The organism is Bradyrhizobium daqingense (assembly GCF_021044685.1).
Taxonomy (GTDB): Bacteria; Pseudomonadota; Alphaproteobacteria; order Rhizobiales; family Xanthobacteraceae; genus Bradyrhizobium; species Bradyrhizobium daqingense.
Genome location: NZ_CP088014.1, coordinates 5212811 through 5236325 on the forward strand (window position 1 = coordinate 5212811; position 23515 = coordinate 5236325).

25 protein-coding genes and 1 tRNA gene are annotated in these 23515 nt (G+C 62.9%); 7 read left to right on the forward strand and 19 right to left on the reverse strand.

Translation table 11 applies throughout. The features are described from left to right. Positions 1-4: 4 nt before the first annotated feature. The 6 genes from LPJ38_RS24650 to LPJ38_RS24675 are packed head-to-tail and all read right to left on the reverse strand — an operon-like array spanning position 5 to position 6646. On the reverse strand, positions 5-802 hold the full coding sequence (locus tag LPJ38_RS24650; protein ID WP_145633685.1) for an MBL fold metallo-hydrolase: 798 nt from the start codon (positions 800-802) through the stop codon (positions 5-7). Next, complete coding sequence (locus LPJ38_RS24655; RefSeq protein ID WP_145633688.1) at positions 799-1587, reverse strand: TatD family hydrolase; 789 nt, start codon at positions 1585-1587, stop codon at positions 799-801. Before LPJ38_RS24655 ends, LPJ38_RS24650 begins: the two co-directional genes overlap by 4 nt. A gap of 13 nt (positions 1588-1600) precedes the next feature. Then, the gene (gene metG / locus LPJ38_RS24660; protein WP_145633691.1) at positions 1601-3604 is read right to left on the reverse strand and encodes a methionine--tRNA ligase; all 2004 of its coding nucleotides are present in this window, start codon (positions 3602-3604) and stop codon (positions 1601-1603) included. A 47-nt stretch (positions 3605-3651) separates the two neighbouring features. Beyond that, complete coding sequence (locus tag LPJ38_RS24665) at positions 3652-4698, reverse strand: DNA polymerase III subunit delta' (protein ID WP_145633694.1); 1047 nt, start codon at positions 4696-4698, stop codon at positions 3652-3654. After that, entirely contained in the window at positions 4695-5381 is a 687-nt protein-coding gene (gene tmk / locus LPJ38_RS24670; protein WP_145633696.1) for a dTMP kinase, read from the reverse strand. The genes LPJ38_RS24665 and tmk overlap by 4 nt, the downstream gene beginning before the upstream one ends. A 2-nt stretch (positions 5382-5383) precedes the next feature. After that, on the reverse strand, positions 5384-6646 hold the full coding sequence (locus tag LPJ38_RS24675; RefSeq protein ID WP_145633699.1) for a D-alanyl-D-alanine carboxypeptidase family protein: 1263 nt from the start codon (positions 6644-6646) through the stop codon (positions 5384-5386). A 156-nt stretch (positions 6647-6802) separates the two neighbouring features. Here LPJ38_RS24675 and LPJ38_RS24680 point away from each other — a divergent pair, with 156 nt between their 5' ends. Continuing rightward, positions 6803-7759 carry an alpha/beta fold hydrolase gene (locus LPJ38_RS24680; protein WP_145633702.1) on the forward strand — a complete coding sequence of 319 codons (957 nt, stop codon included), beginning with the start codon at positions 6803-6805 and terminating at the stop codon, positions 7757-7759. On the opposite strand, the gene LPJ38_RS24685 is transcribed toward LPJ38_RS24680, so the two are convergent. Next, positions 7753-8688 carry a septal ring lytic transglycosylase RlpA family protein gene (locus tag LPJ38_RS24685; protein WP_145633705.1) on the reverse strand — a complete coding sequence of 312 codons (936 nt, stop codon included), beginning with the start codon at positions 8686-8688 and terminating at the stop codon, positions 7753-7755. The two genes, LPJ38_RS24680 and LPJ38_RS24685, sit on opposite strands and share 7 nt — an antisense overlap. Before the next feature lie 814 nt (positions 8689-9502). Here LPJ38_RS24685 and LPJ38_RS38010 point away from each other — a divergent pair. Next, positions 9503-9631, forward strand: a complete 129-nt coding sequence (locus LPJ38_RS38010; protein WP_283806240.1) for a hypothetical protein — start codon at positions 9503-9505, stop codon at positions 9629-9631. A gap of 34 nt (positions 9632-9665) precedes the next feature. Here the strand turns inward: LPJ38_RS38010 and LPJ38_RS24690 are convergent, their stop codons facing one another. After that, the gene (locus tag LPJ38_RS24690; RefSeq protein ID WP_145633708.1) at positions 9666-9956 is read right to left on the reverse strand and encodes a hypothetical protein; all 291 of its coding nucleotides are present in this window, start codon (positions 9954-9956) and stop codon (positions 9666-9668) included. A gap of 137 nt (positions 9957-10093) precedes the next feature. On the opposite strand from LPJ38_RS24690, the gene LPJ38_RS24695 reads away from it, so the two are divergent. After that, on the forward strand, positions 10094-10702 hold the full coding sequence (locus LPJ38_RS24695; protein WP_145633712.1) for a TIGR00645 family protein: 609 nt from the start codon (positions 10094-10096) through the stop codon (positions 10700-10702). A 13-nt stretch (positions 10703-10715) separates the two neighbouring features. On the opposite strand, the gene LPJ38_RS24700 is transcribed toward LPJ38_RS24695, so the two are convergent. The 6 genes from LPJ38_RS24700 to LPJ38_RS24725 all read right to left on the reverse strand — a co-directional run bounded on the left by LPJ38_RS24700 (position 10716) and on the right by LPJ38_RS24725 (position 16097). Further along, positions 10716-10907: a hypothetical protein gene (locus LPJ38_RS24700; protein ID WP_008559453.1), complete on the reverse strand. Its 192-nt coding sequence runs from the start codon at positions 10905-10907 to the stop codon at positions 10716-10718. Positions 10908-11144: 237 nt separating this feature from the next. Continuing rightward, positions 11145-11834: an endonuclease/exonuclease/phosphatase family protein gene (locus tag LPJ38_RS24705; protein WP_145633715.1), complete on the reverse strand. Its 690-nt coding sequence runs from the start codon at positions 11832-11834 to the stop codon at positions 11145-11147. Beyond that, positions 11834-14014 (reverse strand): VTT domain-containing protein, encoded by a 2181-nt coding sequence (locus LPJ38_RS24710; protein WP_231088395.1) that lies wholly within the window; start codon positions 14012-14014, stop codon positions 11834-11836. Before LPJ38_RS24710 ends, LPJ38_RS24705 begins: the two co-directional genes overlap by 1 nt. A gap of 51 nt (positions 14015-14065) precedes the next feature. Continuing rightward, a complete protein-coding gene (locus LPJ38_RS24715) occupies positions 14066-14458 on the reverse strand; it encodes a hypothetical protein (protein ID WP_231088396.1) in 393 nt (130 codons plus the stop codon). A 272-nt stretch (positions 14459-14730) separates the two neighbouring features. Beyond that, the gene (locus LPJ38_RS24720) at positions 14731-15402 is read right to left on the reverse strand and encodes a class I SAM-dependent methyltransferase (RefSeq protein ID WP_145633718.1); all 672 of its coding nucleotides are present in this window, start codon (positions 15400-15402) and stop codon (positions 14731-14733) included. Between the two features lie 131 nt (positions 15403-15533). Further along, positions 15534-16097, reverse strand: coding sequence for a TetR/AcrR family transcriptional regulator (locus tag LPJ38_RS24725; RefSeq protein ID WP_145633721.1), 564 nt, complete (start codon positions 16095-16097; stop codon positions 15534-15536). Positions 16098-16210: 113 nt separating this feature from the next. On the opposite strand from LPJ38_RS24725, the gene LPJ38_RS24730 reads away from it, so the two are divergent. Together LPJ38_RS24730 and LPJ38_RS24735 are read left to right on the forward strand one after the other, a co-directional pair. Next, entirely contained in the window at positions 16211-16873 is a 663-nt protein-coding gene (locus tag LPJ38_RS24730; protein WP_167520484.1) for a glutathione S-transferase, read from the forward strand. Between the two features lie 489 nt (positions 16874-17362). Then, positions 17363-18151: a hypothetical protein gene (locus LPJ38_RS24735; protein ID WP_145633724.1), complete on the forward strand. Its 789-nt coding sequence runs from the start codon at positions 17363-17365 to the stop codon at positions 18149-18151. Positions 18152-19198: 1047 nt separating this feature from the next. Here the strand turns inward: LPJ38_RS24735 and LPJ38_RS24740 are convergent. Then, positions 19199-19588 carry a hypothetical protein gene (locus LPJ38_RS24740; RefSeq protein WP_231088397.1) on the reverse strand — a complete coding sequence of 130 codons (390 nt, stop codon included), beginning with the start codon at positions 19586-19588 and terminating at the stop codon, positions 19199-19201. A 687-nt stretch (positions 19589-20275) separates the two neighbouring features. On the opposite strand from LPJ38_RS24740, the gene LPJ38_RS24745 reads away from it, so the two are divergent. Continuing rightward, positions 20276-20596: an H-NS histone family protein gene (locus LPJ38_RS24745; RefSeq protein WP_145633734.1), complete on the forward strand. Its 321-nt coding sequence runs from the start codon at positions 20276-20278 to the stop codon at positions 20594-20596. Between the two features lie 438 nt (positions 20597-21034). Here the strand turns inward: LPJ38_RS24745 and LPJ38_RS24750 are convergent. Next, positions 21035-21124 (reverse strand) — tRNA-Ser (locus tag LPJ38_RS24750). 639 nt (positions 21125-21763) lie between these two features. On the opposite strand from LPJ38_RS24750, the gene LPJ38_RS24755 reads away from it, so the two are divergent. Then, a complete protein-coding gene (locus LPJ38_RS24755; RefSeq protein WP_167520485.1) occupies positions 21764-21919 on the forward strand; it encodes a hypothetical protein in 156 nt (51 codons plus the stop codon). A gap of 142 nt (positions 21920-22061) precedes the next feature. Here LPJ38_RS24755 and LPJ38_RS24760 read toward each other — a convergent pair whose 3' ends face one another. The 3 genes from LPJ38_RS24760 to LPJ38_RS24770 all read right to left on the reverse strand — a co-directional run bounded on the left by LPJ38_RS24760 (position 22062) and on the right by LPJ38_RS24770 (position 23496). Beyond that, entirely contained in the window at positions 22062-22406 is a 345-nt protein-coding gene (locus LPJ38_RS24760; RefSeq protein ID WP_145633737.1) for a hypothetical protein, read from the reverse strand. Positions 22407-22525: 119 nt separating this feature from the next. Next, the gene (locus LPJ38_RS24765; protein WP_060736072.1) at positions 22526-22849 is read right to left on the reverse strand and encodes a hypothetical protein; all 324 of its coding nucleotides are present in this window, start codon (positions 22847-22849) and stop codon (positions 22526-22528) included. Positions 22850-23178: 329 nt separating this feature from the next. Further along, positions 23179-23496, reverse strand: a complete 318-nt coding sequence (locus LPJ38_RS24770; protein WP_145633739.1) for a hypothetical protein — start codon at positions 23494-23496, stop codon at positions 23179-23181. Positions 23497-23515 lie beyond the last annotated feature (19 nt).

The window sequence follows — 23515 nt, forward strand, 5'->3', positions numbered from 1 at the left end:
GGGTTTAGCGCGTCTCCAGGCGCAGCCCGTCATAGGCCGGCACTACGCCGGCGGGCAGCGACAGCCGGAGGACCTCGTAATCGACCTCGTAGGCCATGTTGGTGATGACCGCGCGTTTCGGCTTGAATCGCTCGATCCATGACAGCGCGTCGTTGACGCTGAAATGACTGGAATGGGTGGTGTAACGCAAACCATCGACGATCCAGAGGTCGAGGTTTTCGAGTGCGCCCCAGCTCTCAGGCGGAATGTCGTTGAGATCGGGCGTATAGGCGGCATCCCCGATGCGGTAGCCGAGCGCGGGAATGTTGCCGTGCTGCACCAGAAAGGCGGTCATCGTCACCGCACCACCCTTCCCCACGATCGTCTGGCTCTCGCCCGCCTCGATCGAATGCTGCGTCAGGATCGGCGGATAATCGCTCCCTTCCGGTGAGATGAAGCAATAGGAGAACCGCGACATGATATCCTTGGCGGTCGACTGATTGAGGTAGGTTGGGATGCGCTGACGCATCTTCATGACGACCGAGCGCAGATCGTCCATGCCATGGGTCTGGTCGGCGTGCTCGTGGGTCAGGAACACGGCGTCGATGTGGTCGACATCGGCCGACAGCAATTGCTCGCGCAGGTCGGGGGAGGTGTCGATCACGATACGCGTGGTGCCGTGCTCGGAGGTGCGTTCGACCAGCAGCGAACAGCGACGACGGCGGTTCTTGGGGTTGTTGGGATTGCAGGCGCCCCAGCCGAGCGCCGGGCGCGGCACGCCGGCGGAGGAGCCGCATCCCAGGATCGTCAGCGTCAGCGTCATGCGCCTTCCGAAACCTTCACCTTGGAGAACAAACGGAAGAAGTTGTCGGTGGTCTGACGCGAGATCTCTTCCAGCGACACGCCGCGCGTTTCAGCAAGCACCTTGGCGACCTCGACGACATAAGCCGGCTCGTTGCGTTTGCCCCGGAACTTCCCGGGCGCAAGATAGGGCGAATCTGTTTCGACCAGAATACGGTCGGACGGCAGCTCGGCGGCCAGCGCACGCAGGGCTTCCGATTTCTTGAAGGTGAGGATGCCCGTGAAACCGATATAGAGCCCCAGCGCCACCGCCTTCAGCGCAAGCTCGCGCCCGCCTGTGTAACAATGCAGCACGCCGCGAAACGATCCACGCCCGGCCTCCTCTTCGAGGATGCGCGCGCAGTCCTCGTCCGCCTCGCGGGTGTGGATCACCAGCGGCAGGCCGGTGGCGCGGGCCGCGGCAATGTGAGCGCGAAAGCCCCTCGCCTGCGCGTCGGGTGAGCCGTTGTCGTAGAAATAATCGAGCCCGGCTTCGCCGAGCGCGACGACCTTGGGATGCTCCGTCAGCGCGACCAGTTCGTCCGGCGTGATGCCGTCCTCCTCATCCGCGTTGTGGGGATGGGTGCCGACCGAGCAATAGACGTCGTCATAGCGCGCGGCGATGCCCAGGAGCTGGTTCAGCTTCTTCACCCGCGTCGAGATCGTAACCATGCGCGTGATGCCGGCCGCCCGCGCGCGCGAGACGATCCCGTCGAGATCATCCGAAAAATCGGGAAAATCCAGATGACAATGGCTGTCGACCAGCATCACACGAACGCCTTCAGGCCGCCGGCTCGATGTAGCGCGGGAATGCCGGCGTCGGCGCCGGCAAGGTCGAGCCGGGCGCGATCCGCTTGGCGCCGCCGAGCATCGCGAAACTGCGCTCGTCCGCGGGGATGCCGAGGCTGTCGAGCAGCAATCCCGAGGCCGTCGGCATCGCCGGCTGGGCCAGGATCGCGATCTGGCGCACGACCTCGGCGGTGACATAGAGCACCGTCTTCTGCCGCGCAGGGTCGGTTTTGGCGAGCGCCCATGGCGCCTCGCCCGCGAAATAACGGTTGGCCTCTGCGACCACCGCCCACACGGCATTGAGCCAGTGATGGATCTGCTGCGTTGCCATGGCTTCGCGCGATGCGGCGACCATGCCGTCGGCCATCGCCAGGATGGCCTTGTCATTGTCGCTGAACTCGCCCGGCTCCGGCAGCACGCCGCCGAGTTGCTTGGCGATCATCGACAATGAGCGTTGCGCAAGGTTGCCGAGGTCGTTGGCGAGATCGGCATTGATCCGCGCGACGATGGCCTCGTGGTTGTAATTGCCGTCCTGGCCGAACGGCACCTCGCGCAGAAAGAAGTAGCGCAACTGGTCGACACCGTACTGGTCGGCGAGGTTGAATGGATCGACAGTGTTGCCGACCGACTTCGACATCTTCTCGCCCCTGTTGAACAGGAAGCCGTGGGCGTAGACCCGCTTCGGGAGCGGAATCCCCGCAGACATCAGGAACGCCGGCCAATACACGGCGTGGAAACGGATGATGTCCTTGCCGATGATGTGCACGTCGGCCGGCCAATAGCGCCAGTTCGCGTCCTGCTCGTCGGGGAAGCCGACGCCGGTGATGTAGTTGGTCAGCGCGTCGACCCAGACATACATCACGTGCTCTTCGTCGCCGGGCACCTTCACGCCCCAATCGAACGTCGTCCGCGAGATCGAGAGATCGCGCAGGCCACCTTTGACGAAGCTCACCACCTCGTTCTTGCGCGAGTCAGGCCCGATGAATTCGGGGTGGTCTGCATAAAGCCTCAGTAGCTTGTCCTGGTACGCCGACAGGCGGAAGAAATAGCTCTTCTCCTCGACCCATTCGACCGGCGTGCCCTGCGGGCCGAGCCGGACGCCGTCTTCGTTCACGCGCGTTTCGTCCTCGGCGTAATACGCCTCGTCCCGCACGGAGTACCAACCGGCATAGGTGTCGGCATAGATGTCGCCGTTCGCTTCCATGCGCCGCCAGATCTCCTGGCTGGAGCGATGATGCTGCTCCTCGGTGGTGCGGATGAAGCGGTCGAACGACACGTTCAGACGCTGGTCCATTTCCTTGAAGCGGCCGGCATTGCGGGCCGCCAGCGCGGAGACGGACATGTTCTCGCCGGCCGCCGTCTGAACCATTTTCTGACCATGCTCGTCGGTGCCCGTCAGGAAGAACACGTCCTTGCCGTCGAGCCGCGCAAAGCGCGCCAGCACGTCGGTCGAGATCGCCTCATAGGCGTGACCGATATGCGGGCTGCCATTGGGATAGGCGATCGCCGTCGTGATGTAGAAGACGTTGTCGCGCGCAGGAGCGGCGACGGGCGCTGTGACCTGCGAAGCCGCAGCGGGCTTTGGCGCACGGGGTGCCTTTGGCTTGGACACTTTTGGCTTGGACACCTGGGACTTCAACGTCTCCGGCGGCGTAGCGACGGCAGCCGGAGCGGACGTCACGGCGGACGCAGCCGCCCTGGCCTTCTTGGCCACCTGCTTCGGCGGAGCCTTGGCCGGTGTCTTGGCCAGTGTCTTGGCCAGTGTCTTGGCCGCCTTCTTGACCGCCTTCTTGGCGGCAGGATGCTTCTTAGCCGTCTTCTTGGACGTCTTCGCAGTGCCTTTCTTCATGCCCTTCTTGGCAGCAGCCTTCTTGGCCTTTTTCGCAGCTTTGAGCGCGAGCGCCTTCACAGCCTTCTTCGCGGTTTTCTTGGCGGCCTTCTTCGCAGCCTTCTTGCCGCTCTTGCGTTTGACGGTTTTCTTAGCTCGCGTTGCCACCACGAATTCCTTTACCGGCTTCTCGAAATTTGGAAACGGCTCTGCGCCTAGCGCGTTGCGTCCGCCAGCCAGCCGAACACCGAGAAAACCAAGGGCTTGCGCTCCAGATTGTAGGTTTCGGTGTCGCGCGCAGCGCGGACGATCTTTTCCCATACCTCAGCTAGACGCGCAAGGCGCGGCAGGTTCTGGTTGGCGTTGGCGTCGTCCGCATGCAGACGCTCCGCGATCCAGCGGTCGATGCCATCGATGAAGGCCGCGAGCGCGACGCGGTCGTTAGTGGGAAGCGAATCGCCGAGCGTGTGCAATTCGCGCGGATCGACCTGCGGCAGACGCGCGAGCAGCGCCGCCGTGCGCTGCTGGAGCTTGAGCGCATCGCCGCCGAGCAGCGTCAGCGCCCGCGCAACACTGCCCTCCGAGGCCTCGGCCGCCTCGCGCAGCGCCGGATCGCTCGGATCGAGATCGGCCGCCGAGGCTGCAGCGCCGATCACATCGTCCGTGGCGAGCGGGCGAAGCCGCAGCTTGCGGCAGCGCGACTGGATCGTGGCGAGCACGCGTGCGGGGGCGTGGCTGACCAGCAAGAAGAGCGATCGCTGCGGGGGCTCTTCGAGGATCTTCAGCAGCGCGTTGGCTGCATTCGGATTGAGTTCGTCGACGGTGTCGACGATGCAGACGCGCCAGCCTTCGGCGGCAGCCGTGGAGCCGAAGAAGCCGATCGTCTCGCGCGTCTCGTCGACGGTGATGACGGTGCGCATCACGCCGCGGTCGTTGGCGGTGCGCTCCAGCGTCAGCAGGCCGCCATGCGAGCTCGCCGCGACCTGCCGCGCCACGGAATCATTGGGATCGATCGCAAGGTCCTCTGCGTGCTGTACCGACGGCGCCAGCGGCTGACCATGGGCGAGCACGAAGCGCGCCATGCGGTAGGCCAGCGTCGCTTTGCCGATCCCCTGCGGTCCGCCGATCAGCCAGGCATGCGGGATGCGCCCGCTGCGATAGGCCGCGAGCAGCGCCGCCTCGGCCTCGCGATGGCCGAACAGCCTCGACGTTTCGCGCGGATGCGCAATGGCGGTTTCGCGCTCGGTCTGACGCGGACTCATCGCGATAGCACCGATGCCGGCGTCGGAAGGAGACGTTCGCGCAGCGCCGTCCAGATGCGCCCGGCAACCGTATCGGGGTCGGAGTTGGCGTCGATCAGCACACACCGCGCGGGCTCTTCCGCAGCGATCTTCTGATAGGCATCGCGCAGATCTTGGTGGAACTTGAGGTTCTCGCCCTCGAAGCGGTCGGGCGTGGCGCTGCCGCGGCGCGCGGCGGCGCGCTGCAGGCCGATCTCGACCGGCAGGTCGAGGATGATGGTGAGGTCCGGCTTGAGATCGCCGATCGTGACACGCTGCATCGCGTTGATCAGGCCAGCCGGCACGCGGCCGAGGCTGCCCTGGTAGGCCCGCGTCGAGTCGGCGAAACGGTCGCAAAGTACCCAGGCGCCCTGGTTGAGCGCGGGCTGAATCACCGTGCGGACATGGTCGTCGCGGGCTGCGGCGAACAGCAGCGTCTCGGCCTCGGGCCCGAGCAGCTTGCCCATTCCCGACAGTACCAGATGGCGCATGATCTCGGCGCCCGGCGAGCCGCCCGGCTCGCGCGTGACCAGGATGCGCATCCTTGCCGCCTTGAGGCGATCGGCTAGCTTCTTGATCTGGGTCGACTTGCCCGTTCCCTCACCACCTTCAAAGGTGATGAAGCGTCCGCGTCCAGACGGCCAGCGTACCGCACTTTCACTCATGGTCAGAGCTTCTCGGCGCCTGCGCGGAACATACCGATCACGAGCTCGCTGGCACCGTCGATCGCGCGGCGCATGGTCGAGCCGGTGCCAACAGCCTCGGCGGCATAGACCGGCGTCTCCACCGCAATGTTGCCGCTGCGCCAGACTTTGACCACGCCGATCCTCTGGCCGGCCTCGACCGGCGCCCGCACCGGGCCGCTATAGACGACGCGGGCGATCAGCTTGTCGCTGCCGTTCCTGTGCACCATCACCTTCACGGGCGTCTTGGCGACGAGCTTGACCGAACGGCTCTCGCCGCCGAACACCTTGGCGTAACCGACGGCATGCTCGGCCGCGATCAGCGTGCGGGTCTCGAAATTGCGAAAGCCCCATTCCAGCATCTTCTTGGCTTCCGTGGCACGGTCATCAGGATCGTCCAATCCGTTGACGACCACGATCAGCCGCGTGCCGTTCTGCACGGCCGAGCCGACCATGCCGTAGCCGCCTTCCTTGGTGAAGCCGGTCTTGAGGCCGTCGGCGCCTTCCATCGAATTGAGCAGCGGATTCCGGTTCGGCTGGCGGATCTTGTTCCAGGTGAACTCCTTCTCGCCGAACAGTTTGTAGAACTCGGGGAAATCCAGGATGATATGCCGGGCAAGCATGCCGAGCTCGCGCACCGTCATCTTGTTGCCGGGATCTGGCAAGCCGCTCGCGTTGGCGAAGGTCGATCGGGTGAGACCGAGCTCGCGCGCGCGCTTGGTCATGAAGTCGGCCGCGAAGATCCGCTCGTTGCCCGCCATGGCCTCGGCGAGTGCGATACAGGCATCGTTGCCGCTCTGGATGATGGCCCCATGCAGGAGATCGTCGACCGAGACCTTGCTGTTGATGGCGGCGAACATGGTCGAGCTGCCCGAGGGCGCCCCGCCCCTGCGCCAAGCATTCTCGCTGATCCGATACTCGTCCGTCAGCTTGATGTCGCCCTTCTTGACGGCGTTGAAGACGACCTCCGCGGTCATCAGCTTCATCATGCTGGAGGGCGCGCGCAGCTCGTCGGCGTTCTTCTCGAACAGCACGCTGCCCGAGGAGGCCTCGATCAGGATCGCAGTCGGGGCATCGCCGTCGAAACCTGCGTCCTCCGCTTTCTTGGCGCCCTGGACGCTCTGGTTGGCGGCGTAGATCGCCCCGCCCCAGCCGATGCCCATGACCAGAACCGCCGCGATCAGCCCGCGCGCCAGCGCACCGGCGGTGAGCCGTGGGCGACGAAGCTGGGAAAGAGGAAATGCCATGGCCTAGCCCTGAGAGCGGCGTTCTAACAGTTGGAACAGGTGCGAACAACACAGCGTTGACCGCGCCTTCCCGAGATTGCACGATTCTCGTCGCGCCCCTATCGTGGCACATCACATTTCCCGACCAAACCCCTGAAACAAGGCGGAAAAGCGAAAATGTCCTCAACCCGGATGATCAAAGCCAACGGCGTCGAGCTCTTCCTCCGCGAGCAGGGTCAGGGGCCGCTCGTGGTGCTGTGTCATGGCTGGCCCGAACTGTCCTATTCCTGGCGCCATCAGATCCCGGCTCTGGCGGCGGCTGGCTTTCGTGTCGTCGCCCCCGACATGCGAGGGTACGGCCAGAGCGCAGCGCCGCCCGACGTGGCCGCCTACTCCATCTTCGATACCGTCGGTGACGTCGTCGGCCTGGTCCAGGCGCTGGGTGAGAGCAAGGCGATGGTGGTCGGCCACGACTGGGGCGCACCGGTGGCCTGGCACGCGGCGCTGTTCCGCCCCGACATCTTCACGGCCGTGGCGGGCCTGAGCGTGCCGCCGCCGTTCCGGGGCCGCGGCAAGCCGCTCGACCTGCTGCGCCAGGGTGGCATCACGAACTTCTATTGGCAGTATTTCCAGACGCCGGGCGTCGCCGAGGCAGAGCTCGAGCGCGACGTGGCCCGCACCATGCGCGTCGTGCTCGGCGGGCGCGGCCTGGCCGATCCCTCGGCGGCCATGTTCGTGCAGGAAGGCAGGGGCTTTCTCGGCCATGCTGGCGCCGAGGAGCCGCTGCCCGCCTGGCTGAGCGAGGCTGACCTCGCCTATTTCACCGAAAGCTTCCGCAAGACCGGCTTCCGCGGCGGGTTGAACTGGTACCGCAATATCGACCGCAATTGGGAGCTCACGGCGCCCTGGCAGGACGCGCAGATCCATCAGCCCTCGCTGTTCATCGCCGGCTCGAAGGATGCCGTCATCACCGGCCTGATCGGGGCCAAGCGGGTCAACGAGCTCGAGCGCGTGCTGCCCAATCTCAAGCGCAAGCTGATCCTCGACGGCGCCGGCCATTGGGTCCAGCAGGAACGGCCCGAGGAGGTGAACGCGGCGCTGGTGACGTTCCTGAAGGAAAGCGCGGCTCAGTAGAGCCCGCGGCCGCTCAGGATGCTGCGAGCCTCGGCCGCACCGTCGGAGCTGTAGGCGGCGGACGGCGCGCGCTCGGTCGCGTAGCGGCCGTCCTCGTCATAGGACACCGCGCGGGCATTCTGAAGGGCCCTTCCCCGGCCGCGGCTCGATGCCGACATTTCCGAGGTCGCGTTGAGCGAGGCCATATCGGCCGAGCTGTTGCCGAGATTATAGGGGCGCCCCTCTGGCATCGGCACCTCGCCGCGAATGGCACCGCGGCTCGACGAGGCCAATTCCGGCACGAAGGGCTTGGCCGAGGCGACCCGGACCATGGAGGGTGTCGGCGCCGGAACGCCGGTGCGCAGCGTCGCCATCAGCTGGCGGTCGTCCGAGCCTTCGAGCGGCGCCCGGCCGACATATTCGACCCGCACCTTGGCGACGCCATTGCCTTTGAATTCAAGCAGTTCGGCGGCCTTGTTCGAGACGTCGATGAGCCGGTTGCCGTGATAGGGCCCGCGGTCATTGACGCGAACGATCAGCGACTTGCCGTTCGAGACATTGGTCACCCGCGCATAGGACGGCATCGGCAGGGTCGGATGCGCCGCCGTCAGCGAGGTCATGTCGAACACCTCGCCATTGGCGGTCAGGCGGCCGTGGAAATCGTCGCCATACCAGGACGCCATGCCCTCAGCCCGATAGTTGACGTCCTCCTCGGGCACGTAGGTCTTGCCGGCCACGACATAGGGCTTGCCGACGCGGTAGGTGCCGCCGCCCTTCGGGACCGGATCGCCGAAGGCCACCACCCGGGGGCTCGAGGACACGCCGTATTTCGGGTCGACGCGGCTGGCGAACTTGTTCGAGGAGGCGCAATTGGCGAGCGCAAGGCAGGTCGCGACCGCCGCGACACCACGCGCGGCCCGCAAAACCGAATCTGACCGTCGGATCCCCATTCGCCCCAAATACCATTCCGCCGGCGGCATGCCCAACCCGCGTCGATTACGGGAGCGCCGTCCGGTCCTTTGATCCGAGGCGGCCCACCACCGCATCGGAAGCGGTAACGATGACGCAACCCGAACACGGCGGAAATGGGGAGCCGGCAGCGATCCCGCCGGGATGGTAAACGGGACGTTCGCTTCTCTCCGTCGATCTACGGAGCGCGGCCCCTGCTCTGTGCCAAGCTCTGTACCAAGGCTGGACATTCTGTTGCGCCGAAGCCTCACCCCACCCCCATTGTCGCGCCGCTCACCGAAATTCTTTTGACTGTGCAAGGCCGCACGCGTTCTCTCGGATGCAAGGGCGGGATTTGGAAGTTAACGATGATCGAGACGGTTTCGGCACTGATGGGTCTGGTAAGCGCGGGGATCTTCCTGGCCCATGCGTTCGAAGGTTACCGCACGAGGGCCTGACGGCACTCGCGCGGACGGCAAGCATCACCTCTTTCAAGGCGACACGTTCGGACAATTTAATCGATCCGATCGAGCATCGAAGACGAGAGCGGCAGGTGTCCCATGCGCAATCATGACCTCGTATCCGACGGCTTCCTGGTGTTGACCGCAGGCGGCTTCGTACTGCTCTGCTCGAGCCTCGTGGCGCTGGCGTTCGGCTAAGCTCAGACAGATCTCCTCGTCTTCCCCGACGACGACCATTGCACCGCGAGCAGGTGTTTGCCCGGAGTTGTCCGGCTCCCATTTAGTTGATTGAATTTCCGCGTTCGGCGCCTCGACCTACATTTCAAGAGGCCATCACCAACGAAGGTGACTTACCATGCTTGCCGAGAAGTTTTTCCTGGTTCTGGAATCCCTGATCCGCGGCGATCGCACCTACCCGGATGGAAGCCCCCGGGTCATCAGCACCTCGCCGCACGTGCCGGTGAAGCTGCCGAACCGCAAATAGTCCGGCCCGCCTTCGCACCCCGGCCACGCGCCGCTCAGCGCACGCCAAGCAGCGAGCGGCGATAGCGGGCGTCGCGTGCTTCAGTCAGACAGACGAAGCTGCCGTCAAGGCCCTGGCGATATCGCCTCTGGCTCCTCGTGTAGTAGACGCCCTTCCTGAAATCGAGCCAGACCACCTGATCGTGCGGACAATGGCGCTGCGCCTGCGCCTCGTAGCGAAACGGCGTCAGCGCGGCTGCCGATGCCCCTGCGCTGGCGAAGCTGGCCACGACCGTGACGGCGAGCGCGATGCCGCCGCCTCCCTTGCCAAAGCCGCTCCAAGACACTCCCCACCTCCCGCTTCCGGCCGCGCGGCACGGTAGCATGAAACGACATCATGCAGAGGAGCGCGCTGCGTCTTCCGCCGGCCATCTTGCCGGGTTACAGGACGGCGAGATCATCTCGCTTCGAGGATGCTGCCCGAATGTCGGTCGAGCCAGTGACCCGCGCCGAACCCCGTCCGCCCTCGCCGCGCCTGCGCCTGCTGCCCATGATCATCTTCGGCTCGCGCTGGCTGCAGCTGCCGCTGTATCTCGGGCTGATCGTGGCGCAGTGCGTCTACATCGCGCTGTTCCTCAAGGAGCTCTGGCACCTGTCCTGGCACGCGCTCGACCTCACCGAGCAGCAGATCATGATGAGCGTGCTGGCGCTGATCGACGTCGTGATGATCTCCAACCTGCTGGTGATGGTGATCGTCGGCGGCTACGAGACCTTCGTCTCGCGGCTCGAGCTACAAGGCCATCCAGACGAGCCGGAATGGCTCGGCCACGTCAATGCGAGCGTGCTTAAGATCAAGCTCGCCATGGCGATCATCGGCATCTCCTCGATCGCGCTGCTGCGCACGTTCATCGAGGCCGGCAATCTCGGCTCCGACCGTGCCGGCTACACCGAGAACGGCGTGATGTGGCAGGTGCTGATCCATCTCACCTTCGTCGTCTCGGCGATCGGCATCGCCTATGTCGACAAGCTCGGCGATTCGGGACGCACAAGCACGCCGAGTGAGGAGCAAGAACTGGCTTCTTCGAGAGATTAGATTGGCGGCCGCGTCAGCCTTTGGGTGCGGCCGCTTCGCGCGCGAGGCGCTCGGCTCTCAGCCGCTCTTTGTTGGCGTAGAACGCCTTCTGCGCCTCTTCATGATCGCGCATGGCCTTCTCGGCCTCGATCCGGCGTGCCGCATCGCGCGCCTGGCGCTGCTCGGGGGTCAGGGGTTTGCGTCGGAATGAAAGGTCTTCAGTCATGTCGAGACAACTTGGCGGCGAGGAAAAAGTTCCGCATTCGTCCAAGCGGCAAAAGCCTTCACCTCAATAGGTGTGCGAAAACAACCCCATGCACAGTAGCCAAGCCATTCTAACACAAGAGCTTTTCCATGGAGCCTACGAGCGCGCTTGACCTGTGGGGCAAAACAGTGGCATTTCGCAATCTTCGGACATTCCTAAGTTAGTTTTTGACCATCGGCACAAGGACATGCACGACGATCATGTCCCCGCGGCGGAGATATCGATATCCGCAATCACGGGCAAATGGTCTGAATAGGCCCTCGCCTCGGTGTCGGTCCAAACCGTCGCGATCGGGCTGTCGGGCGTTGCATAGATCCGATCGAGCCGCATGAGCGGTAGGCGCGACGGGAACGTCCGCAGCCGCGTCCGGTTCGGACAGACCTGCGCGAGCACCCGCCGCACCGATTTGATCCAGAACCAATCGTTGAAATCGCCGAGAACGACGGTCCTTGCCGGTTTCACCAGGCTCACCAGGGCCCGCGCTTGGGCATAGCGCTCGTGGATGCTCAAGCCGAGATGCGTGGCGACCACGCGGAGATCGCCGGCAGGCGTGAGCAAATCCGTGGCAATGGCACGGCGTGGCTCCCGCTCCTGATACGAGACATCGACGATCTCGGGCATGCTGGAGAACGGAAAGCGGCTCAGCAGCATCTGACCGTAGTCGCCGTCCTCCGTGACGATCGACTTGGCATGGATGCGGTGATCGCCGACGACGCTCGCCAGCTTCGCAAACGGATCGTCCGACCGCGACCGCGAATCCACCTCCTGGAGCGCGACGACGTCGGGCGTCCATTTGCGCAGGATGGAGCACACCCCCTCCAGATCGAACTTCGGATTGAGATTGAAGGTGCCATGCACATTCCACGTCATGAAGCGCACCGGCGCCATCAGCGTCTCCCGGCGAGCCAGGTCGCGACGAATTGCGCACCGGCGCAGACCCCAAGCCATCCCAGGAACGCCACGGCGAGCAGCAATATGCTGCTCAAGGACGCATTCCGGGCGAGGTCTGCGATCTGCGCGCCCAGAACGGCCATGGCGAGGATACCGGGCATCATGCCGAGCAGCGTTCCGGCCATGAAATCACGCAGAGGCAGCGTGCTCGCGCCAGCCACGACGTTCACCAGCGAGAACGGTGCGATCGGAATCATCCGGATGACGACGACGGCCAAAATCCCCTTGCCGACGACGCGTTCCTGGATGCGCGCGGCACGTCGTCCCAGCAAACGCTGAAGGCGTTCTCGGCCCAGGAACCGCCCGATCGCAAACAGGGTCAGGGCGCTGAGCAGGACGCCCGCCATTGCGGAGACGAAGCCAAGCCATGGCCCAAGTGCGGCAGCCGTAGCCGCGATGAGCACGAGGACCGGAAAGATGACCAGTCCGCCGAGGACGAAGGCTGCGATCGCAAATAGCGGTCCCCAGACGGACTGCGAATAGGCCGACAGGAGCGCCGAGATATGGCCAGTGTCGGCGTAGTCGCTCAAGGACGTGTACGACCAGGCTAGCGCCAGTCCAAAAAGTGCCACGGCGATCGAGGCGATCCCGATGATCGCCTTCGTATTCCACATGCGGGATGCCGCGCGCTCCAGATGGAGCGGCAACTCCGGGTCCGCCACCGGCTGAACCATGCTGGCCAGCGTGCTGGTCAGGACCGAGGATTCCACGTTCCGCAGTGTCTTCGCTCCACCGGCTTTCGACACCTCGTCCAGCAGAGCGAACAGCCGATGCTCGTTCTGCGTGATGGCCTGTTCGTCGAGGTCGCAGAAATGCGCGATCAGGCGCCGGCGGACCGACGCGATGAAATCCCGATGCTCCTCGGATTCAGCTTCGAAGATCAGGTCGCATTCGCTGTCGGCGCCCATCGAGCGATTGTTCAAATTGGCCGAGCCGATCCGCAAGATCCGGTCGTCGACAACCATGAGCTTGCTGTGCACCATCACCGCGGTTTCCTTATGCCCGCTGCGCGCGACCGGGTAGACGAAGCGGATGCGATCGGCCACACCCGCCGCGCTGAAGCAGTCGATGAAGGCACCTCGGCCGTTCTGCATGGCCTGGGATTCCAGCCACGAGGAATGCAGCTTCGGTGCGACGATCACGGCCCGAAGCGATGGCACGCGGCACATCTGCTCCGCCAATTCGCGCGCCATCCTGGTTGCGCTGGTGAACTGATTTTCGATGTAGACGAAGCTCGTCGCCGCGCGGATCGCCGCAATGAAGGAGCGCTCGACTTCCCTGATCGTCGATCCCGCAGGACAGACCACCTCCGTTCTGGCGATCCCCACCGGCACGTGCTCGGCCTCGACAGGCAGGCTCGCCGGCCAGCAACTGCTCTTGGGTGCAGACCGCTCATCAACCTTTTGGCCTGCCGCACGCCAGCGTTGCTCCACGAGCTCGCACAGCTGCTCTGCGGCGTCCCCGTCGACCAGGCACTGAACGTCGTGAAACGGCGGGTACGGCTTGCGCTGGGGATCGCAGCGCATTGAGTTGTCAGCGCGGTGGTCACTGGTGTCCCAGCGCCTGATCGTCAGATCGAGCCCACCGACGAACGCCAGTGAACCGTCGACACAGACGATCTTCTGGTGCTGGGCCGAACCAAACGGAAGTGAAGCGTCCAGATGAAAGCGCACCCGGCCATCCGTGTCGGCGGTGAACTTCGCCGCCGAATTCCACTCCCGCTCCGAGGCATAGAACGAGACGAAGTCCCAGGCGAGAATGTTGATGCGTAAGGCGGGCCGGCGCTGAACGAGCGCCCGCAGGAACGGACCCAGCTCCTCGGGCAAGCCGTCATCCGCATGTCCGGACGCTCCGACCAGCCGGGTCCTGCTGTGGATGTCCCATCCGATGATGTAGACGATTTCCTGCGCCTCCAACAGCGCTTCCCGCAACGCGCCGAAATAGGCGGCAGCATCGTTCAAAACCGCGACGCGCTGCGCCCTGCACCGCCGCCAGACGGTGTTGCCGGGAATCAGGGTCGATGCACTCTGTAGCAGGATGACCTCGCAAGAAATCGCGTTTGCGTCTAAACGCGCTGGATGCTCAAGGGGTTCCCAGCGTTCAAGGCTGCGGTTCAATGCGTATGGATGCGAGAGGTTTGCCGAATCCCGGCACATGATGCATCGGCATCATCTAGTGCGGACAGTCTTCGCGCCGACACTCCTCAACGCGTCCGCGATTTTCTCAGGAGCATCGCCGTGAAAATCCACGGAGACCTCAATCGGACCTTCCAGCTTCTGTCGCCCCTCCGGTGTCGGCGCAGCCTTGACGTCACTGCCTGACGGCTGCGTTCCCACCGTATTCGCGTTGCCGACGGGCTGGACGAAGACGTCGCCTCGCGGCACGCCGCATTCCTGCACGACATGCTCAACCGCAAGCTCGGCGCCGCGGCGCGTGTCGAATTCCCCGATGATCGTACTTTCCAAAGCGCCCTCCCTGGATGGACGAGAATGCGAACAACAGGCGAGAAAGAGGCAAGTTCCTGAAGCTTCCGAAGTGTTCCCAAAGGCGCGCAGGATCAATGGACGCACGCGCTGGCGCTTAGAACCGAACGATCCCGAACAGGAAAAGAAGCGCGACGGTGACCAATCCGGAGATCAGCAGCGAGCCGAGACATCCCAGACGATTCGATAAAAGGAAGAACATGGTCGCCCGCTCTGAAGCTTCGTCGCGGGCTAAGTTTTCTGATCCGCTTGCGTTCCTGCTGCGCCCGGCATGTTATCGGCGTCTCCGGACGCGTGGTCAGGAAGCGATCTTCCGGGCGGGATCGCTGCGCGAGGCACTACCGAGGAAGTCACTCCGCACGTACGTGACGCGCAAACTTGAATTGCTGAGTGCCCCGCTCCGTGGGATCCGAACTCTGCTCGGTGAGACGAAAGCCGTCATGAGCTCCAATGAACGCCTGCTCTGAGATCCAAGTCCGCTCGTATCTGACAAGCTTCTCTTTTGACGCGCGTGCCTCTCCCGGACCGTTGTCGCTCAGATACGAGGTCTGGACCTCGCGCCTGATCTCGTCGCTGATCGGGACGCGATGCCAAGCCAACATCGCCGGCCGGACGGAGCAGAGCGCTTTGACGGTTTCCAGCGGGTCCGGGACGTATTGTATGGCCCCGTTCGAATGCACGAGGTCGACACCGCCCAACCAGTCCGCCGCTTCCTCGATACGGTCGAAAAACATCAGCCTGTCGGTGGCAAGCTCCCGCGCACGCCGCACCATGGCTGGGGTCTCGACCACGGCCCATCGAATGTCCTGGGACTGCCGGCACGCGAGCTTGTAATGCAGACCGGCGCCCCCTCCGAAATCGAGAACCGTCTTTGCGCCGACGACGAGCGGCCAGGCGGAGCTGCTCGGCTTGTAGTTGACCGTCTTGAGAAAGATCGTTTCGACCAGTTCCGGGTTTTCATATCCCGCGATGACGTCGCGAGGCTTGAACAGCTTGCGCCCTACTCTCTTGACGAATTTCATTCGGGTGGGCCCGGCACATTTTTGATTGTGCACGTTGGCTAACACGATCGCGAAACATTCGGAAACAATCGCGATATGGCCGATTGTCGCGGTGGCGGACGCATCGCATCGCTCACTCTGCTGCCTTGGAACTATGCTGGCAACAAGCCCGCGGCGCGATAGCTTTCGATCACGGTATCGAACAGCGCGATATCCGAGCGACTTCGGGCCATGAGCTGCGCGCCGGCCACAGCTGCGAAGATGGCGCGAGCGCGCGCCTGGATATGTTCCGGACCAACTACGGCCGCAGCGGACAGAACCTTGACCAGCCACGCCACGTTGACTTCGGCGAATGCCTGCACCTCTTTTCTCACTGCAGCCGGCAGGTCGTCGTATTCGGCCGCCATGAAGCTGCACAAGCAGATGCGATTGTCGCGCGTCAGGGCCTTGCGAAACAGGCCTGGATATTGGCTGAGGCACTGTAGCGGATCGGGACTGTCACTCAGCATCGCTTCGAGTTGAGCCGCGGTGTCCTCCCAATAGCGTTTTGCCACCGCTGCGCCGAGTTCGGCCTTGCTCGGATAGTGATGGTAGATGCTCGCGGCCTTGATGCCGACCTCTTCGGCGAGATCGCGGAAATTCAGGCCGCCATAGCCGTGGGCCTGCGCTGTCTGCTTGGCCGCTGCGAGGATGGCCTCCTTGGCACTTGAACTCATGTCTCCTCACATCGGCTTGAAGCAGCCTACCAACTGACAGATAGAGCTTGACCCCACAAAACCCAAGGCCTAGCTTTACCTACCAAGTGACAGGTAGACAAGAAAGAGCTCTAATGAAGATCTACGACTGGCCGACCGGTCCCTATCCAGCCCGCGTGCGCATTGCTCTGGCCGAGAAGAACCTGCAATCGGCCGTCCAGTTCGTGACGGTCGATCTGCGGAAAGGCGAGCACAAGACCGCCGACTTCCTCGCCACCAAAAACTACTCCGGCACGCTTCCGGTGCTCGAGCTTGACGACGGCACGCTGATTGCCGAGTGCACGGCGATCACCGAATATCTGGACGCGCTCGATGCGGCCCAGACTCTCACGGGCACTACGCCGCGTGACAGGGGCGTGATCCACATGATGAACAAGCGTGCCGAGCTGGAGCTGCTGGATGCCATCAGCGTCTACTTCCACCACGCGACGCCGGGGCTCGGCCCGCAGGTTGAGATCTACCAGAACGAGGAATGGGGCCTGCGTCAGCGCGACAAGGCCGTGAGGGGGATGCGCTACTTCGATTCCGTCCTGCGGCAACAGCCCTTCGTCGCCGGTGAGGCTTTCTCGATGGCCGACATCACCGTCGTCGGCGGCCTGATTTTTGCGAGCCTTGTGAAGCTGCCGGTCCCTGTCGAGTGCGAGGCGCTTGTGGCCTGGTACGCGAGAATGCAGCAGCGGCCGAGCGTGAGACACCAGCTCGCCATGGTGCCCCCGCCCCGGGAGCCGGCTGCCTAGAGTCAATGACTGCGGACGCGCGGTCTCGCTGGTTCGCAATCGGGCTGCTTCACCGGAGCGTCGTGACGATCGAAGAACCGGTGTCCGGGCTGGACATTCCAAGTCGTGGCGGAAGGGGTGTCTCAGTCGCGTTTGACCGGCCGAGGTGTGGGACTCTCCGCTGCACCCCAAACGTAGCGGCTTACTCCTCAAGCCACCTCCTCCGCCGCAAGTCGCGAGACTACGCAGATGACCCTTCGAGGTCCCGCCTAGACCTCGACAGCAGGATGTGGACCTAAAAGCTTCTCGGCTCGAACCGAGGCGTCTTCGTCCGTGGAGCAAAAGCGCAATTGAATTCTGGGCCAGTTTAGGCGCTTTTCCCCTCGATCGGCCTCGAACTTTCGGCGATCGGACCCATTTGCCGACGACGCCTAGCCCGAGCGCGGCGATTAAAATTGTGTTAAAAAATAAAACTCGGCACCGTCGTCAAGAATTCATATGGAGCACCAAATGGCTTCCACGCGGGACGACAGCGTCGCGGAACGGCAGATCGCGGAGGAACTTTCGCACTTGGCGCGCAAGGCGGAAGACGGTCCCTTGGTCCGGCAGCCCATGGAGACGTCTCGCGCCCAGCCGACAAAGAACCATCAATCGCTGAAACAGCCTCCCGTGGCTTTCGTCTGCTCTCTGTTGGCAGCATCCATTGCTGCTTGGTGGTGGTGGTCGTCCTCCGCGCATCCGGCGATGACGGCACCCCCGGACCCTGCACCTCTGACGCGGGGCCCCGGAGAAGCCGCGCCGCCGAAAGACGCGGCGCCGTCTGCAATCGCGTTGGTTTCCGACTTGGCGCAGCAGCTTCAGTCGATGACGCGCGATCTCGCTGCCTTGAGGACAGCGGTCGAACAGCTGAAGGTGGTGCAAGAGAAATTGGCCCACGACAATGAAAATGTCGCGCGCCAACTTAGGGCGAGCCAGGAAGAAATCGCAGGTAGCAGCCGTGTCATCGACGAGGTCAGAGCGATCCAGACCCAGATGGCACGCGAAAGCCAAACGCTCAACGATCGCCTCGACGCAAACCAAGAGCAACTCGACCGCGTCACGGCCAATGCCTCAGCGCCAAAGGAGATGATGCCTGAGGTCACGAACACGATCTCAGAAAAGCCAAGGGTCATGCCTGAAATACCATTGCCGCGTCCGCGGCAGTCGGCCAATGTCGCCCAGGCGCCAAAGCCTGCGCCAATTGCCAAGCCACAAGCTGTAAAACCGCAACCGTCGTTCGCATGGCCATGGTCGCGCTAAGCCGCGATGAACGGACGCTTACGGACGGGCTCTACCTCCGATAGCTTCGCACAATCGTGTTGCTGCTTCGTGCGCACTCGACACGAGGCGATTGTGTGGAAACGCGTTTGGAAAACGCAACAGCTCCTTGTAACGCAGCATTCGAGACAAGGGTCAACCGAAAGTAATTACTTGCAGCCGCGTGGAACGAAAGGCTGATTAACTGCCTCTTCGATTATAATTTGATTATAGGAGATAATCATGATGACTCAATCACAGAATTAAAAAATATGCTGGGCAAAACATGGGAGGCTGGAATGGAAACTGCCCGCCGCTTTCGCGCGATGGCGTTGCTTTGCCGACAGACTGCTGCGCTCCAACCGGAGAGAAGCTGGAAACTGCTCGCTGAGGCAGAGTATTGGGAGCATCTGGCGGCTGCCGCCTCGGATCACTGAGGTTCGGCCGAGCGATTTATCTTCCCCATTCTTGTCGACTTCTAAGTCAATTGAGATCTGTCATGACCAGTATGCGTCAGATCTATGCCCGTGCCGTTCTGAGTGAACGACGCCAAGCGCTCGTGGCGGCGCTGATAGAAGTGAAGAAGCTTCGAAGCAAGCTCCGACGTGTAGAGGAGAGAAAAATCGGCAGAAGACGGCTTGCCGGTCCGGGCAGCAGAGCAAGAGCGGTGAACTAATTCGGCAGCGAGACCGGCCGTCCGCTCAGGACAGGCGGTTGCACCGATTTGCGTTCGACGTTGCACCTTGAAAAACCGCAACGAGCCGATCACCTGCCCAAAGTTCCACGTCGTGCTCGCCCTGCATTTGCTCCGCTCGACGTCTCGCCGCCTCTTCGTCAATGCAGTCAAGCTTTGCGGCGCAGATCACTCGCCGGTTGCTGTCCACCACGAACACTTTGTACCGCATGATGGCCGTCCCACCCAAAGGGGACCATCATCATAGTCGAATGTCTGTCTCAGGCAGTGACAAACTGACTGCAGGCTGGCGGAACATTGTACGTGTGGCAATTCGGCTATACCAGCGTGAGCTCACCGGTCGCGCGCTGAGCGCGTCAGTGCCGTAATCTCACTGCGTGCCGAAGCGCGCGGCTCGAGCTCAACATTGAGAAGCCCCCGACCGTCATCAGCAGCACACCTAGCCAGGTTGCCATCCTGCTGCGCGCGTCGTCATGCACCTCTTCATCGCGCGCACCCATTGGCACAGCTGGTGAGTCAGCTCTCGCGGACTCAGAGAGCTTCTCCACCTCCACGAGGAGCGGCACCGCGCGCTCGGGCGTGAGCTGGCCGCTGGGAAGATCCGTGACGGGTGCCGCCGGCATCAGGGCCGGCGTGCCAGCATCGAAGACAGAAGAGGCGTCAGCCACCTTGACTTCGCCTACCGGCGGCGTCGGAGCCCTCTCAGCCGGCGAAGAGCTCGGCAACTCCGCGCGCGCATCGATCATTGGGCTCCGCCCTCGCCGCGCGGCCTCGTCGTCTAGACTGGCGGCGCGGTTGGTCACACGACCATGAACCGGCTTTCGTACCGTTGGGATGCCCTCAGCCAGGAACCAGCATTTGCGGTGACCGTCGCGCCGATACACCCAGCGCTGGCCTACACCAGGCGAATTGCCGGGCCTCGGCATGCATTCCGGCTGCGCCGACGGGGTTGCTGCGGGCTCGCGAGGAGCAATGTTGAACAAGTCAGCAAAAGGGTTCGCGCACGCAGGTGCCGCCGAAAGACTTCCAACCAGGACCAAACAGGAGAAATAGGATCGCAAATGACCGGACATCGAAAACTCTCCCGATGTTGCGCCCCCCCAACCGGGCATAAGCCTTCGCGGCAACATGGGCCCGCGTCCGGCCCAAATCTGACCGCGAGATGGATTAATTGTGCTCCTCGCCGAATTAATCAGCCCATCCAGCACCTTTGGGGCGCGACACCCGGCGCGCGCAATCAACCGAGCCATCTGCGTTTCGCAACTCGCATCAAATTAAATGCTTCGCCACGATATTACCGCTGTCGTGCCTTTCTCCCTGCAACCTCCCTCGTTTTAAATGTGGATTGTACGACAAACTTTAACTGACCGCTTGTGTGCTTCGTCATTCCCGACTTGTCTGCCTGGGCCTCACCCAAGAGTTTGGATCGAACCATGAACACCGAGCATTTAAATTCGCTCTCCCTCGACGAGCTCTGGACGCTTCACCAACAGGTGGCCGCCAGCCTCGCTCAGAAGCTCCTGTTGCAGAAAGCTCAGTTGGAGGAACGGCTCGTCAAAATTGGACTGGCCGACGAGGCCAAACGGTTCGATCGTAAACGTCGTCCATATCCGCCGGTTCGTCCCAAATATTGCAATCCGAAGAACCCGGCGGAGACTTGGTCAGGTCGCGGTAGGCTGCCTCGATGGCTCCGGCCGCAGCTTCGAGGCGGCCGGAAGCTGGACGATTTCCTAATCAACCGCGCTTCCCGTTGAACAGCGGCAGACAAATTGAGCGCTGCCCGTGCGATCGAGTTGACCAATGGACTGAACGAACACGAGGGTAACCCCTTGCACCCGGGAGAGCGAGCGGGTGGCGAGGCGTTGTGCTTGACGAGATTGCTGAACTCCACCGTTTGGTTGCGCTCGAACTACAGGTCACGGGCACATTCGCGGCCCTGCTCAGAGGTGAAGGCCCGTTGCTATCGTGCCCGCGAGCAGCATGGTCCGGCTGCATTGCCAATCGGATCCCAACATTGGTTCATGGAATCCACGAGGAGTACCGATGGCCATAGTGGTCCCGGCCGCCAATAAACAGGGGCTGGCCTAGCCGACGAACGCGACCAACAGCGATCGAATGAGCATGGCAGCTACGCGATCGCTGAGCGTTCGTTTGTGCAAGCCAGCGTCTAAGTGGTTGATTTTCTTGCATTTTGGCGGAAGGGGTGGGATTCGAACCCACGGTACCCTTGCGGGCACGCCGGTTTTCAAGACCGGTGCCTTAAACCACTCGGCCACCCTTCCACGCCTTGAAATTGTTTAGCTTTTCATCGCTCCGCAGGGGATTTCGAGGACTCTGCGACCGCTTTGCTACCCAACGTCGTCGGTTCGCTTGTTTATGGCGGCGCGCGTGGCGACGTCAACCGCCGCGGTGGCCTTCCCGTGCATGTTTGGCATCAAGGGACACCAGATATCCATGGTGATCGCGATCGAGGAATGGCCCAGCCGCTTCTGGACGGCTAGTGCAGCACCCGGCCCGCCTCGGCGAGGCGGACTCTTTCTCTCAGCTCTTCGAGCTCTTCGATCGCATTCAGCAATCTCACCAGTTGGCGAGTCATATGTGCCAAGCTGGGCTTTGGACGTCGCAAGATACGAATACGCTGTCCCATCGGTGCACGCCTCCATGCTGTGGAGGTCCACATGGCAAGGAGCGTGCCGCTCGCTTGAAGGGTCTATTCTTAACGTAAATGGAAGGCCTGCCGGTTCACGCAAGGCGAGTCAACTCAAGGTCAACGGCTGACAAGTACACTTAAGACATCGCGGCATCCCACAACCCCAAGGCCCAGAAGCAAGGTGTAGATAACCTTCGCGCTCGACCGACGTTTGGTTGCCGGCTCCGTCTGTTAACTTCAAGCTATCGCCCCGTGTGAGTCGGGGGGATCCATGGAGCGGAAGCCATTTGAGAGCATGCCTCTTGAAGAGCTGTGGCAACTCCACAGCCTCGTCAACGAAATTCTCGCCGCCAGGATTCTGGCGAAGAAGGACCAGCTCGAACGACGACTGGAGCTACTCAACCGAGAAGGCAAGTCTCGTCATTGACGCCGCCGCGACTGGTGCACGTCGTTCATGCTGGCGGGCCTTTGTCGTTTGGAGAATGCGGCGGTCCGACGTGCGAGGACGTCCGAAGATGTAGCAGCCACTCGGCTCGCTCCTTCGTCAAACTGGCCGCCATCAGCCACCCCTAGCTGGACGGGCAATCAACCAGCACGGCGCTCCGGATATACTTGGTCCTCTGACGAGCGCTGACGTGGCGGCCAACTTGCGGGCTGTAATTGACGTCGTAGCGGCACCCTGCCCGCATAGCCTTGTAGATCGCGCCTCGCTCGATCACGTAACTCCCTTGCGGAAGCGTCTTGAGGCGGACCTGCGCGATCGTCTGTTCCTGGCCGTGGTCCGGGCCGAGATAGGTGACGCGGTCGGTGGAGCCGACCGACCAGACGATCGCAATGACGCAGATCAACGAAACAGCAAGAGCGGCGACCAGCCCGAGTTGCGGTCGCTCGAGGGAGGCGAGAAACAAGCTCATGCCGTTTCGTGTCGTTCCGCGCTCGGCGGTTCAAAGCTCCTCACCTTTGGCTCGCGCAAAAGAAAGCGCGGCGCCCCGCAAGGAGCGCCGCGCGACTATTCGTCGTGACTGGGTTCAGCTCAGTAGCCGCAGGATGCGCAGTTCATCTGCACCGGCGCGTAATAGGAATAGCCGGGCGAGACCATCTCGACGCGCTGGCGTGTGGCGTATTGCGGCGGGATGCGCTCGTACTGGACGCTGGGCGGTGCCACCATCACGGTCTGCGGCACCATCACGGTGCGGTACTGCGCCGGCGTGCGGTGCGCGACGACGGAGCCCGGCGAGACCATCACGGTCTCGTCTACGGTGCGGTATTGCGGCGCGACATATTGCTGCTGATAGCAGGTCGTACAGGGCGGCGGCGTGTAGCAATTGTAGCAGCCGGCGGAGGCTGCGCCCGTCATGGAAATCACGGCGACGGCGGTGGAGAAAACAACGGCGAGAGTACGAGACATTGCGGCGGCGCCCCAGTTGCCCGAAATGGATGTGCGAAGGTCGGCGCAGTATACGCGGTAAAATCCAGGGCTGCCGAACTTCGTCCGGGCATCCTTAATGCGAACGGCCCTTCGCGGCTGAACGGTAAGAACTCATTGACCACGCGCATTAACGCGCACGCCGTGCGTTCGCATCGAAGTCAGCGTGACGTCTGGGAGCGCGAGCCGGCAATCGAACATCGCAAGGGTGATCCGTTCGAGCGCCCCCCAAGCGTTACTCGCCTCTGCGAGGTCGAGCTTCAACGCCTCGCCGCTCGTTCCAAGAACTCCAGCAGCGAGGGATCGGTCTCCTCGAATTCGACAAAGCGGCGACGCAACTCGTCGGCAATCTCCGCGGTGCAATCTCGCGACCATCCTTCCGCGGTATTGAAGGCCACGACCCGGGCGGGATGGAGATATTGTCCCTCGACCAGATGCCTGAGCAGGGTCGCGCGATTGGCGTCCTCTTCCGCTGTTTCACACCAGGCGCGGCCCAATCGCCGGCCGAAATCATCGAGCACGAGATAGACGTCCCGATCTGTGGTCAGCTGCGGCACGATTGATGGAGCGTGACTCATGGCTTACTCCGCTACTGGC

Excerpts from the sequence above, each read along its gene's own strand:
- LPJ38_RS24765 (WP_060736072.1), bottom strand. The coding sequence starts at position 22,849 with ATGACGGGCGCAGCCTCCGCCGGCTGCTACAATTGCTACACGCCGCCG.
- LPJ38_RS24685 (WP_145633705.1), bottom strand. The coding sequence starts at position 8,688 with ATGGGGATCCGACGGTCAGATTCGGTTTTGCGGGCCGCGCGTGGTGTC.
- LPJ38_RS24695 (WP_145633712.1), top strand. The coding sequence starts at position 10,094 with ATGTCGGTCGAGCCAGTGACCCGCGCCGAACCCCGTCCGCCCTCGCCG.
- LPJ38_RS24700 (WP_008559453.1), bottom strand. The coding sequence starts at position 10,907 with ATGACTGAAGACCTTTCATTCCGACGCAAACCCCTGACCCCCGAGCAG.
- LPJ38_RS24655 (WP_145633688.1), bottom strand. The coding sequence starts at position 1,587 with ATGCTGGTCGACAGCCATTGTCATCTGGATTTTCCCGATTTTTCGGAT.
- LPJ38_RS24720 (WP_145633718.1), bottom strand. The coding sequence starts at position 15,402 with ATGAAATTCGTCAAGAGAGTAGGGCGCAAGCTGTTCAAGCCTCGCGAC.
- LPJ38_RS24675 (WP_145633699.1), bottom strand. The coding sequence starts at position 6,646 with ATGGCATTTCCTCTTTCCCAGCTTCGTCGCCCACGGCTCACCGCCGGT.
- LPJ38_RS24755 (WP_167520485.1), top strand. The coding sequence starts at position 21,764 with ATGGAGCGGAAGCCATTTGAGAGCATGCCTCTTGAAGAGCTGTGGCAA.
- tmk (WP_145633696.1), bottom strand. The coding sequence starts at position 5,381 with ATGAGTGAAAGTGCGGTACGCTGGCCGTCTGGACGCGGACGCTTCATC.
- LPJ38_RS24705 (WP_145633715.1), bottom strand. The coding sequence starts at position 11,834 with ATGGCGCCGGTGCGCTTCATGACGTGGAATGTGCATGGCACCTTCAAT.
- LPJ38_RS24770 (WP_145633739.1), bottom strand. The coding sequence starts at position 23,496 with ATGAGTCACGCTCCATCAATCGTGCCGCAGCTGACCACAGATCGGGAC.
- LPJ38_RS24740 (WP_231088397.1), bottom strand. The coding sequence starts at position 19,588 with ATGATCGATGCGCGCGCGGAGTTGCCGAGCTCTTCGCCGGCTGAGAGG.
- LPJ38_RS24760 (WP_145633737.1), bottom strand. The coding sequence starts at position 22,406 with ATGAGCTTGTTTCTCGCCTCCCTCGAGCGACCGCAACTCGGGCTGGTC.
- LPJ38_RS24680 (WP_145633702.1), top strand. The coding sequence starts at position 6,803 with ATGTCCTCAACCCGGATGATCAAAGCCAACGGCGTCGAGCTCTTCCTC.
- LPJ38_RS24735 (WP_145633724.1), top strand. The coding sequence starts at position 17,363 with ATGGCTTCCACGCGGGACGACAGCGTCGCGGAACGGCAGATCGCGGAG.
- LPJ38_RS24730 (WP_167520484.1), top strand. The coding sequence starts at position 16,211 with ATGAAGATCTACGACTGGCCGACCGGTCCCTATCCAGCCCGCGTGCGC.
- LPJ38_RS38010 (WP_283806240.1), top strand. The coding sequence starts at position 9,503 with ATGCTTGCCGAGAAGTTTTTCCTGGTTCTGGAATCCCTGATCCGCGGC.
- LPJ38_RS24725 (WP_145633721.1), bottom strand. The coding sequence starts at position 16,097 with ATGAGTTCAAGTGCCAAGGAGGCCATCCTCGCAGCGGCCAAGCAGACA.
- LPJ38_RS24650 (WP_145633685.1), bottom strand. The coding sequence starts at position 802 with ATGACGCTGACGCTGACGATCCTGGGATGCGGCTCCTCCGCCGGCGTG.
- LPJ38_RS24665 (WP_145633694.1), bottom strand. The coding sequence starts at position 4,698 with ATGAGTCCGCGTCAGACCGAGCGCGAAACCGCCATTGCGCATCCGCGC.
- LPJ38_RS24745 (WP_145633734.1), top strand. The coding sequence starts at position 20,276 with ATGAACACCGAGCATTTAAATTCGCTCTCCCTCGACGAGCTCTGGACG.